The 12,038-nt window shown below is 69.6% G+C and carries 12 protein-coding genes; 7 read left to right on the top strand and 5 right to left on the bottom strand.

Going from position 1 to position 12,038, the window contains the following annotated elements; genetic code table 11:
- Positions 1-7: 7 nt before the first annotated feature.
- The 5 genes from argE to GY40_RS13310 form a co-directional block, all read right to left on the bottom strand.
- The gene (argE, locus tag GY40_RS13330) at positions 8-1,123 is read right to left on the bottom strand and encodes an acetylornithine deacetylase (RefSeq protein ID WP_038363002.1); all 1,116 of its coding nucleotides are present in this window, start codon (positions 1,121-1,123) and stop codon (positions 8-10) included.
- 169 nt (positions 1,124-1,292) lie between these two features.
- On the bottom strand, positions 1,293-2,228 hold the full coding sequence (locus GY40_RS13325; protein ID WP_038363000.1) for a DMT family transporter: 936 nt from the start codon (positions 2,226-2,228) through the stop codon (positions 1,293-1,295).
- A gap of 8 nt (positions 2,229-2,236) precedes the next feature.
- The gene (locus tag GY40_RS13320; protein WP_038362998.1) at positions 2,237-2,962 is read right to left on the bottom strand and encodes an alanyl-tRNA editing protein; all 726 of its coding nucleotides are present in this window, start codon (positions 2,960-2,962) and stop codon (positions 2,237-2,239) included.
- A gap of 97 nt (positions 2,963-3,059) precedes the next feature.
- On the bottom strand, positions 3,060-3,890 hold the full coding sequence (locus tag GY40_RS13315) for an AraC family transcriptional regulator (protein ID WP_038362997.1): 831 nt from the start codon (positions 3,888-3,890) through the stop codon (positions 3,060-3,062).
- Between the two features lie 108 nt (positions 3,891-3,998).
- The gene (locus GY40_RS13310) at positions 3,999-4,643 is read right to left on the bottom strand and encodes a helix-turn-helix domain-containing protein (RefSeq protein WP_038364086.1); all 645 of its coding nucleotides are present in this window, start codon (positions 4,641-4,643) and stop codon (positions 3,999-4,001) included.
- Between the two features lie 240 nt (positions 4,644-4,883).
- On the opposite strand from GY40_RS13310, the gene dapA reads away from it, so the two are divergent.
- From dapA to GY40_RS13275, 7 genes are all read left to right on the top strand, one after another.
- A complete protein-coding gene (gene dapA / locus GY40_RS13305; protein ID WP_038362996.1) occupies positions 4,884-5,783 on the top strand; it encodes a 4-hydroxy-tetrahydrodipicolinate synthase in 900 nt (299 codons plus the stop codon).
- A gap of 14 nt (positions 5,784-5,797) precedes the next feature.
- On the top strand, positions 5,798-7,225 hold the full coding sequence (locus tag GY40_RS13300) for an FAD-binding oxidoreductase (protein WP_038362995.1): 1,428 nt from the start codon (positions 5,798-5,800) through the stop codon (positions 7,223-7,225).
- Between the two features lie 125 nt (positions 7,226-7,350).
- The gene (locus GY40_RS13295) at positions 7,351-8,199 is read left to right on the top strand and encodes a transporter substrate-binding domain-containing protein (RefSeq protein ID WP_038362993.1); all 849 of its coding nucleotides are present in this window, start codon (positions 7,351-7,353) and stop codon (positions 8,197-8,199) included.
- Between the two features lie 141 nt (positions 8,200-8,340).
- Positions 8,341-9,006, top strand: coding sequence for an amino acid ABC transporter permease (locus tag GY40_RS13290; RefSeq protein WP_038362992.1), 666 nt, complete (start codon positions 8,341-8,343; stop codon positions 9,004-9,006).
- Between the two features lie 10 nt (positions 9,007-9,016).
- The gene (locus GY40_RS13285) at positions 9,017-9,778 is read left to right on the top strand and encodes an amino acid ABC transporter ATP-binding protein (RefSeq protein WP_038362990.1); all 762 of its coding nucleotides are present in this window, start codon (positions 9,017-9,019) and stop codon (positions 9,776-9,778) included.
- A 9-nt stretch (positions 9,779-9,787) separates the two neighbouring features.
- Complete coding sequence (locus GY40_RS13280; protein ID WP_038362988.1) at positions 9,788-11,065, top strand: NAD(P)/FAD-dependent oxidoreductase; 1,278 nt, start codon at positions 9,788-9,790, stop codon at positions 11,063-11,065.
- Positions 11,062-12,030 (top strand): hypothetical protein, encoded by a 969-nt coding sequence (locus GY40_RS13275; protein ID WP_038362986.1) that lies wholly within the window; start codon positions 11,062-11,064, stop codon positions 12,028-12,030. Before GY40_RS13280 ends, GY40_RS13275 begins: the two co-directional genes overlap by 4 nt.
- Positions 12,031-12,038 lie beyond the last annotated feature (8 nt).

The raw sequence follows: 12,038 nt of genomic DNA, 5'->3' as shown, positions 1-12,038 counted from the left end.
CGGGCGTTCAGGCGTGCCGGCGTCGGGCCCAGCCGGTAAGGCGGGCGAGAAAGGCGTCGGCGGCATCGAGCTCGGCGCGCGCGATCCATTCGTCGGGCTGGTGAGCCTGCGCGATCGAGCCCGGCCCGCAGACCACGGCGGAGATGCCCGCCGCCTGGAAGAAACCGGCCTCCGTGCCGAAGGCCATCGGGAAGGGCGGCACGATGCCGCCGAGCGCGGCCGCGACAGCGAGCGCCCCCGCCTCGCCTCCCGCGCAGAGCGGCGGGACATGGATCTCCCGCAGCAGCGACGGGCGGATGTCGTCCGGCACCGCGCGGGCGAGATAGGCGCGAGCGAGTGCCTCGATCTCGGCGGCATCGCCGGCCGTGACCGGCCTGAACTCCCAGAGCACCTCGCAGAGGGACGGCACGATATTGATCGCGGTTCCGCCCTCGATCCGGCCGATATTGACCGTGGTCGCGCCGGCGCCCACGCCGGTGCGGTGCCCGATGCTCTTCAGGAAGCCGATGAAATCGGCGGCCGGATAGATCGCGCTCGCGCCGGCGCCGGGGTCGCTCGAATGCGCGGCCCTGCCCTCGAAGCGGGCGCGGAAGCCGAGGAAGCCGCGATGGCTGTCGCCGATCCGCATGCCGGTCGGCTCGCCGATGATCGCGAGCTCCGGCTTCTCCTCATGGGCGAGCAGGTCGTCGATGAGGCGAGGAATCCCGAGGCAGCCGACCTCCTCGTCATAGGACAGCGCGAGATGGACCGGCCGGGCGAGACCGGTGCCGGCAAAGCCCTCGGCCGCCGAAAGACAGGCCGCGACGAAGCCCTTCATGTCGACGGCGCCGCGGCCATGCAGCTTGCCGTCGCGCTCGGCCAGGCGAAACGGATCGGAGGTCCAGTCCTGGTCGGCGACCGGGACGACGTCGGTATGCCCCGACAGGACGACGCCGCCCGGCCCGCGCGGCCCGAAGCTGGCGAGCAGATTCGCCTTGGCCCGGTCGTCGTCATAGCTCAGCCGGATGCGGGCACCGAGGCTGTCGAGCCGGTCGGCGACGCGGGCGACGAGAGCCAGGTTCGAGCGGCTCGACGTGGTGTCGAAGCCGACGAGTTCCTCGAGCAGGGAGACCGTCGCGCTCATCGCTCAGGCCGCCAGAGCTTGCCGCCCGGCGCGGGCGCGCCCGAGCCGGGCCTGGGCGAGGCGCAGCACGGCCGTCTGGGTCGGCACCCCATCCGCCTCCGCGCTCTCGAAGATCGCCCGCAGCGTATCGCTGATGCCCGCGACGCCGCGAAGGCGTGGGAAAACACGGTCATGGCTTGAGCGCTCCGGCGGCTCGGGATGGAGAGGGGCGGCCGCTGCTCGCCGCGAGGCCGAAGCCGCACAGGATCAGCGCGGCGCCGACGAGGTGGAACGGGCGCACCGGCTCGCCCAGCAGCAGGAAGGCGAGCACGGCGGTGAACACGGCGACGAGATGGAAGGAGGCCCCGGTGACGCTCGGCCCCAGTGTCGCGACGCAGCGGTTCCAGATGACGAAGGCGAGCAGCGAGGCGAAGACGCCGATATAGAGCACGGCCGCGAGCGGGCCGGGCGCGGTCGGGATCGTCGCGCCGCGCGCCAGTTCCCAGATCCAGAACGGCAGCAGCACGAAGAGCCCCGCCACCATCGTCGCCGCCAGGAAGAGGAGCGGATCGAGATCGGCGGGCCGGCGGCGCAGCAGCACCGAATAAACTGCGTAATTGGCGACCGCGAGCAGGACCAGCGGCTCGCCACCGCCGATGCCCAGCCGCGACAGGCTCGCGGGCTCGCCGCGCGCGACGATCCAGGCCACGCCCACGAAAGAGATGGCGATGCCGGCAAGCGTGCGGGCCGAGACGCGCTCGACCCCGAGCGCGAAAGCCGCCAGCGGCACCATCAGCGGCAGGGTCGAGTTGAGGAAGGCGACGCTGGCGGCAGGCGCGCTCTGCAAGGCGAGATAGCCGAGCGCATTATAGCCGGCGATGCCGAAGGCGCCGCAGGCCAGGACGATCCAGCGGGCGCGAAACAGCGCCTGCCGCTGCGCACTGAGCGCGCCGAGCACGAAGGGCGCGAGGCAGGCGAGCGCGACGAGCCAGCGCCCGACCGCGAGCGAGACCGGCGGAAACGTATCGGCAAGCGCCCGTCCGAGCACGAGGTTGCCGGCCCAGAACAGGGGCGGCAGCGGCAGCAGCAGCAACGGCTGGTCCCAGAGGCGCCGTAGGATCGACATTGCCGGCCTCACAGCGCGCCCGCGAGGCCGATCCGCAGGCGGCGGTTGTGCCGGCCCTTGTTATCGATCTTCAGGATGCGGATCGGCGGCGAGCCGCCGGTCGAGGCGAGATGGGTGCCGCCGCAGGCCTGACGGTCGAGGCCGACGATCTCGACGACGCGCACCTGCCCGTCCGCGGTCGGCGGTGGGGCGACCGAGCGCGAGCGGATCAGCCCCGGCTCCGCGAAGGCCACCGCCTCGGGGAGATAGTCCTGCCGGACGGCGAGGTCTTGCCGGATGAGCGCGTTGACCGGTTCCTCGATCGCGCGCAGGCGGTCATTATCGGCGTCCGGCAGGTCGAAATCGATGCGTGCGGTGCCGTCCTCGTTCATCTGCACGCCGGTGACGAGCGCGCCGTCGAAGCCCTGGAAGACGACGGCGTTGACGATGTGCAGATCGGTGTGGAGCGCGCGCATCAGCCCGCGAAACGCCGGGTCGACCCTGGCTTCCACGGTGACGGCCGGGAGTTCGATGGGGTCGGCGAGCAGATGCCGGAGCCGGCCCCCCTCGTTCTCGAAACCGGCGACCGCGACCTCGCCGCCGGCCCATTCCAGGGAGCCGCGATCGGGCAATTGTCCGCCGCCGCCCGGGTAGAACGGGCTTTCCGCGAGAACGACCCAGCCCGGCCCCGCCTCGACGACCTCAGTCGCGAGCGTCGGGACCTCCGGATTGTCGAGGCAGAAATAGCGGGACATGAATCTCATCCTTTCCGCAGTGCCGACAGGGCATCCGCATGGAGACGAGATTGGCGCGCCTTGCCGCGCCGCTATTGGCGGAAATTGAGAAAACCGCTCAGCTGGCGGTCGCCTGCACCCATTGCAGCGGGGTGATGCCGTAGCTGCGCTTGAAATGCCGCGTCAGCGCGCTCTGGTCGTAGAAGCCCGCGTCCAAGGCAGCGGCGGCAATGCTCGTGCCGCGACCGAGCGCGGCGATCGCGGCCTTCAGGCGCAATTGCGTGAGATAGGCATGCGGGGTGAGCCCCGTGCTGCGCTTGAACAGGGCGATCAACTGGAACGGCGTGAGCCCGACGGCGGCGCCGAGCTCCTCCAGCGTCAGCTCCTCCGCATGGCGTTCGCGCATGATCTCGCGGACGCGGGCCGCCCGCTGCGCGTCGCGCGCCGGCGGCGACGGCCTGGGCTCACCCGCGGCATGGCGCCGGATCAGGGCGCCGAAGCTGCGCAGCAGCAGTTCGCGCTCCTCGAACGGGTCGTTGCCGTCGTCGAGAATGCGATGCAGCCCGAGGAAGGCCTCGATCAGATCGGCATCGTGAAAGCTGTTCCGGCAGAAATAGGCCGTCGCATCCAGCCCGAGCGCGGCATTGAGCGTCTCGATCGCCGGGCGGGTCAGATAGAGCCCGCGATAGCGCCAGCGCGGGCTCCAGCCCATGCGCCCGGAATGCGGCTCGTCGGGATTGAACACGAGCAGGGTCGAGGTTCCCGCCTCGTCGGTTCGTCCTCGGCTCTTGAACTCGGCGCCGCCGGCCTCCGTCACCGCCACGACGAAGGCCTCGTGGCTGTGAGGGGCGTAATCGTGGCTGGTGAAATCGGCGACGAGGCAGCTCAGGCCCGGAACCCGAGGGTCGTGCCAGTAGCGGGACGAGTTGCGCAGGTCGATACGGGCCAAGATGCGATCCGGTCGTCGGACAAGCCGGGATCGTGCAACGATCGTGCCGAGACCGCAACCGCGCCCTGCTCCGAGGCGGAATCGGGCGCTGTCGCGGCGGCGGCGCTGTCAGAGGTCGACGAGCACCCAGAGCACGACCGCATCGGTCGGCCCCTTCGAGGTCCAGGTGTGCTCGGTGGTGGCGTCGTAATAGACGGAATCGCCCTTGTTGAGCTCGAGCGGCTCGTAGAGGCGGCTATGCACGATGAGCGTGCCGTCCATCACCATCACGAAGATCTCCGCCTCGGATTTGGCCCAGGCCGCGTATTCGTCCGGCGAGCGTGCCGTCACCGTGGTCAGGATCGGCGTGGCGCGCTTGTTCTTGAGATCGGCACAGAGCAGGACGTTGTTGCAGGTCCCGGTGGTGTGCTTGCTGCCGCCGCCCGCCCGGCTGATGCTGCGGCGCCCGGCGAAGCTCACCGCGCCTCCCTGCTCGCCGCTCGACAACAGCGTCACCAGCTCGACCTCGAGCCCATGGGCGATGCGCTGCATCGTCGAGATCGTCGGCGAAAGCTCGTTGCGCTCGATCTTGGAGAAGGCCGAGGCCGATACGCCCGTCATCGCGCTGACGTCCTGCAGGGTCAGGCCGCGACTCTTGCGCAGCTTGAGCAGCCGCGCGCCGATATCGATCCCGCCGCGCGCCTCGTCGCCGGACTGCCAGGCCTCAGGCGGCTCGGGCGATTCCCCCCGTTCCGCCAGCGAGATTTCCGGCATGCCCATTCTCCTCGTTCCAGCCCAATGGCACCTCCTGTCATAATCGCCGGCCGCAGGGAAGAAAAGGGAACGTCACCGCTCATGGGCGAATAAATTTCGTATCCGACATTTTTATATTTTTGTGTTGACAGTTGGTCCCGGCTGCAACAATTTTCCGCAAATGGTGCGCCGGCAACCGGTCCGGAGGCGTTCGGCGAGGGGCCGGCGCGGCCAGGCGACATCGCGGCAGGGACGTTTCGCATGACACTCACGCACGACACACTTGGCGGCCTCTACACCGCGATCGTCACGCCGCTCGCCGCCGACGGCGCGGTCGACATCAAGGGCCTCCAGGCTTTGGTGCGTTTCCAGCTCGCGGCCGGCGCGGCCGGCATCGTGCCGATCGGCGGCACGGGCGAATATCCGGCGTTCTCCCGCGACGAGCGTCGCGCCATCGTCGCCGCCTGCGTCGAGGCCGCCGACGGCAAGCCGGTCATTCCCGGCGTGCTCGCCACCGGTTTCGAGGATGCGCTCGAAGCGGGCCGCGACTTCGCCGCTGCCGGCGCCGCAGCGGTCATGACCGTCACGCCCTATTACGCCCCCGGCACGCAGGACGGCATGCGCGCCTATTTCCGGCGCTACCGCGACGCACTCGACCTGCCGGTCATGCTCTACCAGATTCCGCGCCGCACGACGGTCTCCGCCTTCGCCGACACGGTGCAGGCCATGGCCGAGGACGGTTCGATCATCGGCATGAAGTACTCGTCCTACGACATGCCCGATTTCATCCGCACGGTGAAATATGCCGGCGACAAGATCGCGATCCTGTCGGGCGAGGAGCCGCTCTTCGCCACCCATGTCGCGCTCGGCGCGCGGGGCGGCGTGCTGGCGTCGGCGACCATCTATCCGAAGATCTGGCTCGAGATCTTCGCGCTTGCCCGCCAGGGCAAGCTCAAGGAGGCGCTGAAGCTGCAGGACAAGATCGATCCGGTGGTCGACGCCATCTATGTCGAGACGAATCCGGGACCGCTGAAGGAGTATATGGCACTTGCCGGCATGCCGGTCGGCGGCGTGCGCCTGCCGCTGCTCGGACCGAGCGACCAGACGCTGGCCGGGCTCAAGGTCGCCGCGGCGCAGGCCAAAGCCATTAGCCTCGCCTGAGCGGAGAGCGGATCGTGATCGAGCGGCTTCGCGGCATCGTCGGCGACAAGGGCCTGATCACCGATCCGGCCGAGATGGAGCCCTGGCTCGTCGACTGGCGCCAGCGCCGGCGCGGCCGGGCGCTCGCCATCGTCCAACCGGTTTCCACGGCGGAGGTGTCCGCCGTGGTCGCGCTCTGCGCGGCCGAAGGCCAGCCGGTCTTCCCGGTCGGCGGCAATACCGGCCTGTGCTTCGGCGCCGTGCCGGACAGCGGCCGGAGCGACAAGCCCGGCATCGTGCTGTCGCTGCGCCGCATGAACCGCATCCGCTCGGTCGACCGGGCCACCGGCGTCGCGACCGTCGATGCCGGCGTCGTGCTCGGCGATCTGCACAACGCCGCCATCGAGGCCGGGCGGCAGTTCCCGCTCCATCTCGGCAGCGAGGGCAGCGCCCAGATCGGCGGGCTGATCTCGACCAATGCCGGCGGCACCGGCGTCGTCCGCTACGGGCCCATGCGCGATCTCGTCGCCGGCCTGGAAGTCGTGCTGCCGGACGGGCGCGTGCTCTCGGACCTCGCGGCGCTGCGCAAGGACAATACCGGCTACATGCTGCGCCATCTCTTCATCGGCGCGGAAGGGACGCTCGGCATCGTCACGGGCGCGGCGCTGCGGCTGCATCCGCAGACGCCGAACACCGCCCATGCCTGGGTCGCCGTCGCCGAACCCGCCGCCGCAGTCGCGCTGCTGGCCGCGCTGCAGGACCGCGCCGGCTCCTATATCCAGGCCTTCGAGATGGTCTCCGCCTCGCAATTCGAGCTGGTGCGCAAGCATGCCGAGCGGGCCCGCTTCCCCTTCCCCGAGATTCCGGCCTGGTCCGTCCTGATCGAGCTCGGCAGCGAGGACGCGACCACCGCCCTCCCCGCGATCCTCGAGGAGGTCGTCGGCGCCGCGCTCGAAGCCGGCGAGGTGCTCGATGCCGTCATCGCGACCTCCGAGCAGCAAGCGGCCGAGTTCTGGCACCTGCGCCATTCGGTCTCCGAGGCCAACAGGAAGGAAGGCATGAGCATCACGCATGATGTCGCCGTGCGCTCCTCCCACGTCGCCCCCTTCATCGCGGCGGCCGACAAGGTCGCGGCCGAGCGCTACCCGCAAGCGATCACGGAAGTGGTCTGCCATCTCGGCGACGGCAATGTGCACTACATCCTGATGTTCACGCACGAATTCTGGGCGGCCCTGCCCGATGCGGAAGCCTTCGCGCTCGAAGTCGAGCGGGCCATCCACGACGTCGCCGCCCGTTTCGGCGGAACCTTCAGCGCCGAGCACGGCGTGGGGCGCAAGCTGACCGAAGAGCTCGCGCGCCTCGCCGACCCGCTGCGCTACGAGCTGATGAACAAGGTCAAGACGCTGTTCGATCCGCAGAACCTGATGAATCCGGGCGTTCTGCTGGCACCGAAAACGGCCTGAGAACGACGCCAAAATCCGCTGCGGCCTTCGGTGAGGGGGCGCAGGTCACGGAAGCCCGCAGGGGAAGCGGGAGCCTGCCTCACCAGCCATGACGGGGTTCGCCTCATAACGCCGGGAGAATGAACATGACGACACGCAGGGATCTGGCAGGCCTCATCGGCGCCGGAGCGGTGGCAGCCGGCGCGCTCACGCTGGCCTCCAACGGAGCGAGCGCGCAGAGCGCGGCGAAGAACACCTTCGACCGCATCATCGCCAGCAAGAAGCTCAGGCTCGGCGCCGTGACCTCGAGCGCGCCCTGGTTCGTCAAGGACCCGGCCAGCGGCAAGTGGAGCGGCCATTTCTACACGATCGGCGCCGCGCTCGCGAAGGATATGGAGGTCGAGCTCGAGCTGGTCGAGACGACCTGGGGCAATGCGGTGCTCGATCTCCAGGCCGACAAGATCGACATCATGTTCGGGCTCAACCCGACGCCGAAGCGCGCGATGGCGGTCGATTTCTCGGTCGGCGCCTATGACAGCGCGCTGGTCGTCATCGCCAAGCCGGGCTTCGAGCCCAAGAGCTGGGCCGATATGAACAAGCCCGAGGTCAAGATCTCGGTCGATGTCGGCTCGGCCCATGACCAGATCGCCACGCTTTTGTGCCCGAAGGCCCAGATCACGCGCTTCAAGACCATCAACGAGGCGATGCTGGCGCTGCGCACCGGCCGCGTCGATGCGCAGTGCATCTTCTGGATGGGCGGCGTGCGCGCCGTGAAGGCCGACCCCAGCCTCGGCAAGGTCGTCGTGCCCCAGCCCTTCTTCGGCTCGACCTCGAACGCGGCCTTCCGCCGCGAATCGGACAAGACCTGGCGCGATTTCGTCAACACCTGGATCGTCTATGCGCGCGGCCTCGGCCTCGTCCGCAGCGCCGTTGTCGAAAGCCTGGAGCAGGTCGGCGTCACCTCCGAGGACATTCCGGCGGGCATCACCCTCTGAGGGTTCTCCGGCTTCCCGCGCCCGTCGCGGGAAGCCGCTTCGTTTCCTGCACGCTCTTTCGTGCAGATCGCTTTTTGCGGGCCGCCTCCGGCAACACGCTCTCATGCGCGAGGGCCGCGCCGCACGCGGGCAGGGTTGGGCATGTCCTACACTTGGAATTTCGACATCGTCTGGAGCTATCGCTGGATCTTCCTGACCGGAACCGGCGTGACGATCGGCATCACCATCGCCGTCGTTCTGCTCGGCCTGGTCGTCGGCCTCATCGCCGGCATCGCCCAGCTCTCGCGCTCGCCGGCCCTGCGCTGGCTGTCCTGGGCCTATATCGAGATGTTCCGGCTGACGCCGCTGCTCGTGCTGCTGCTGTGGTTCTATTACGCGCTGCCGATCCTGACCGGCATCAAGCTCGACGCGATCACCGCCTCGGTCGTGACGCTGACGCTCTATGGCGGCTCGTTCTATGCGGAGGTGATCCGCGGCGGCATCATCTCGATCGAGCCGGGGCAAAGCGAGGCCGGGCTGGCGCTGGGCATGACCCCGGCGCGGGTGATGCGCCGGATCGTGCTGCCGCAGGCGATCAAGCGGATGATCCCGCCGCTGATGAACCAGTCGATCATCCAGTTCAAGAACACCTCGCTCGTCTCCGTCCTCGCCGTGCCCGACCTGCTCTATCAGGGCCAGGTTGCCGCCATGGACACCTACCGCGCGCTCGAGGTCTACACGGTGGTCGCCGCGATCTACGTGGTCGTGCTGCTGCCGCTGACCGCGATCGTCAAGCTGGCCGAAAAGCGGCTGGCGCACAGCAATTGAGGGCCGGGCGATGAGCTATAGGATCGAGGTCTCCGGCCTTCGCAAGAGCTTCGGCTCGCTGGTCGTGCTCAAGGACATCAATCTCAAGGTCGAGACCGGCCAGGTCGTCGCGCTGATCGGCCCGTCCGGCTCCGGCAAGTCGACCCTGCTGCGCTGCCTCAACCTGCTCGTCATGCCCGAGGGCGGCCGCGTCCGCATCGGCGAGGACAGCTTCTCCTTCGGCGACGGCTCGAAGCTGCCGGCCACCCGCGAGCAGGCGCGCTTCCGCTCGAACACCGGCATGGTCTTCCAGCACTTCAACCTGTTCCCGCACATGACGGTGGTCCAGAACGTCATGGAGGGCCCGGTCTCGGTGAAGGCGATGCCGAAGCCGCAGGCGGAGGCGCTCGCCCGCAAGCTCCTCGCCAAGGTCGGCCTCAGCGACAAGGTCGACGTCTTCCCCAACAAGCTCTCGGGCGGGCAGAAGCAGCGAGTCGCCATCGCACGCGCGCTGGCGATGGAGCCGGAGGTGATGCTCTTTGACGAGGCGACTTCCGCGCTCGACCCCGAACTCGTCGGGGAGGTGCTCGGCGTCATGCGCGACCTCGCCGCCGAGGGCATGACGATGATCATCGTCACCCATGAGATCGGCTTCGCCCGCGAGGTCGCCGACCGCGTCGTCTTCATGCGCGACGGCGTCATCGTCGAGGAGGGACCGGCGCGCGAGGTGATCGGCGAACCCAAGCAGGAAGCGACCCGGGCTTTCCTCAGCCACTTCCACAATCGCGGCTGAGGCCGGGCGATGCCGGGGGACGCGCCATTGACCGTCGCCGTGATCGGCGCCGGAATCGTCGGCCTGTGCGCAGCCCTCGAGGTCCAGCGCGCCGGCCACCATGTCCTGCTGGTCGAGCCGGGCGAGCCCGGCGGCCGTCAGGCCGCCTCCTACGGCAATGCGACCTGGATCAACCCCGGCGCGATCATGCCGATCTCCCTGCCGGGTCTCTGGCGCAAGGTGCCGGGCTTCCTGCTCGACCGGACCGGGCCGTTCACGTTGCGCTGGCGCGACCTGCCCCGCCATGCCGGCTGGCTCGCCCGCTTCATCGCCGCCGGCCGCGACTGGGAGCGCATCGGGATCTGCGCACGCCAGCGCTACCCGCTCTGCAAGCACACAGTGACCGATCACCGCGCCTATGCCGACGAGGCCGGTGTCGGCCACCTGATCCGGCAGGAAGGGCTGGTCTATGTCTATCCGGACCGCACCGCCTTCGCCGCCGAAAGCCGCATCTGGGCGATGCGCCGCGAGCTCGGAATCCGCTTCAGCGAGATCGAGGAGCCCGACTTGCGCCGCCTGCAGCCGGAGCTGTCGCCGGCCTACCGCTTCGGCGCCCGGCTTGACGATGCCGGCCAGATCGCAGATCCCGGCGCCTATTGCGCGGCGCTTGCCCGGCTGCTGGAGGCGCGCGGCGCGCAACGCATCGGGGCGCGCGCCACGGGGTTCGTCATCGACGGCGGCAGGCTCCGCGCCGTCGTGACCGACCGGGGCCCCCTCGCCTGCGACCGCGCCGTCATCGCGGCGGGCATCGGCTCGGCTGGGCTGGCCAGGCTCGCCGGAGACCGCGTGCCCCTGATCTCCGAGCGCGGCTACCATGTCGTCATCCCCGAGCCGGGCGTGGCGCTCGGTGCCGGGCTGATGCCCTCGGACGGCCAGATGGGCGTCGTCTCGACGCCGCAAGGGCTGAGGCTCGCCGGGCAGGTCGAGCTCGCCGATCCCGACGCAGATCCTGACTGGCGCCGCGCCGACATCCTGCTCGGCTATGCCCGCAGGATGTTTCCCGGGCAGGCGAAGCGCTTCGAGACCGCCCGGATCGACCGCTGGATGGGCAACCGCCCCTCGACGCCGGATGGCCTGTCCTGCATCGGCATCGCTTCCGGCTCGGCCGATATCGTGCATGCTTTCGGCCATGCCCATACCGGGCTGACCCAGGCGCCGGCGACGGGCAGGCTCGTCGCCGCGCTGATCGACGGGCGCGAGCCGCCCTTCGATCCCACCCCCTATTCCGCCCGGAGGTTCGCCCGATGAGCGAGCGCCTGCTCTATCTCTCGCGCAGCGACGTCAAGGCCCTCGCCATCCCGCCCGGCAAGGCGCGCGAGGCCGTGCTCCAGGCCTTCCGAGACCATGCCGCCGGCCTCAACCGCAGCCTGCCGAAAAGCGCGCTCGGGCTCGGTCCCGGCCATGGCTTCCAGGCCATGACGGCAGCCTCGCAGGCGCAGGGGATCGCGACACTGAAATGGGTCTCGATGGCGCCCGTCGGCCCCGACAGCCCGGTGCCCGGGATCAACGCCCTGATCTGCGTCAGCGACTATGCCAGCGGCGCGCCGCTGGCCGTGCTCGACGGTGACGAGATCACGCTGATCCGCACCGCCGCGCTCTCGGCCGCCGCCGCCGCGCGGATGGCGCCGCCGGCGCCCCAGACCATCGGTTTCGTCGGCTGCGGCCTCCAGGCCCATGCCCATCTCGACGCCTTCCTCGCCCTCTATCCCGGCCTGGCCACGGCGCTGGCCTTGAGCCGCAGCCGCTCCTCGGCGGAGCGTCTCGCGCAGGCCGCTTCGAAGCACGGACTTGCGACCGAGATCGTCGCCGATGCCGACGCCCTGCTGGCGCGCAGCGACATCGTCATCTCGATGGTGCCGGGCGCGCCGGGGCTGAAGCCGTTCCTCGATGCGCGGCTGATGAAGCCGAACGCCTTCGCTGCCGCCGTCGATATCGGCCGAAGCTGGATCCCCGAGAGCTTGCCGGCCTTCGACGTGCTGGCGACCGACAGCCTCGAACAGTCGCAGGCGCCCTACGACATCGACGGCAACCCGGTGACGACGGTCCGCTTCGGCCATGATCTCGTCGAGATGGCGAACGACGCCCACCCGACCGCGCCGGGCGCCCGCTCCTTCTTCTGCTTCCGGGGCTTTGCCCTCGCAGATCTCGCGCTGGCGCATCTCGTCATCGGCCGCGCCCGCGAACGCGGCATCGGCATCGACCTGCCACGATGACGCTGCCG

The sequence above is a fragment of the Allobosea sp. UNC402CLCol genome (genome assembly GCF_000745475.1).
Taxonomy (GTDB): domain Bacteria; phylum Pseudomonadota; class Alphaproteobacteria; order Rhizobiales; family Beijerinckiaceae; genus Allobosea; species Allobosea spartocytisi.
Note: the sequence above shows the minus strand (reverse complement) of the source record. Positions and strands in the feature narration are given on the sequence as shown.

What these genes read in the sequence shown, in the direction of transcription:
- argE (WP_038363002.1), bottom strand. Translation starts at nt 1,123, where the DNA reads ATGAGCGCGACGGTCTCCCTGCTCGAGGAACTCGTCGGCTTCGACACC.
- GY40_RS13325 (WP_038363000.1), bottom strand. Translation starts at nt 2,228, where the DNA reads ATGTCGATCCTACGGCGCCTCTGGGACCAGCCGTTGCTGCTGCTGCCG.
- GY40_RS13320 (WP_038362998.1), bottom strand. Translation starts at nt 2,962, where the DNA reads ATGTCCCGCTATTTCTGCCTCGACAATCCGGAGGTCCCGACGCTCGCG.
- GY40_RS13310 (WP_038364086.1), bottom strand. Translation starts at nt 4,643, where the DNA reads ATGCCGGAAATCTCGCTGGCGGAACGGGGGGAATCGCCCGAGCCGCCT.
- dapA (WP_038362996.1), top strand. Translation starts at nt 4,884, where the DNA reads ATGACACTCACGCACGACACACTTGGCGGCCTCTACACCGCGATCGTC.
- GY40_RS13295 (WP_038362993.1), top strand. Translation starts at nt 7,351, where the DNA reads ATGACGACACGCAGGGATCTGGCAGGCCTCATCGGCGCCGGAGCGGTG.
- GY40_RS13290 (WP_038362992.1), top strand. Translation starts at nt 8,341, where the DNA reads ATGTCCTACACTTGGAATTTCGACATCGTCTGGAGCTATCGCTGGATC.
- GY40_RS13285 (WP_038362990.1), top strand. Translation starts at nt 9,017, where the DNA reads ATGAGCTATAGGATCGAGGTCTCCGGCCTTCGCAAGAGCTTCGGCTCG.
- GY40_RS13280 (WP_038362988.1), top strand. Translation starts at nt 9,788, where the DNA reads ATGCCGGGGGACGCGCCATTGACCGTCGCCGTGATCGGCGCCGGAATC.
- GY40_RS13275 (WP_038362986.1), top strand. Translation starts at nt 11,062, where the DNA reads ATGAGCGAGCGCCTGCTCTATCTCTCGCGCAGCGACGTCAAGGCCCTC.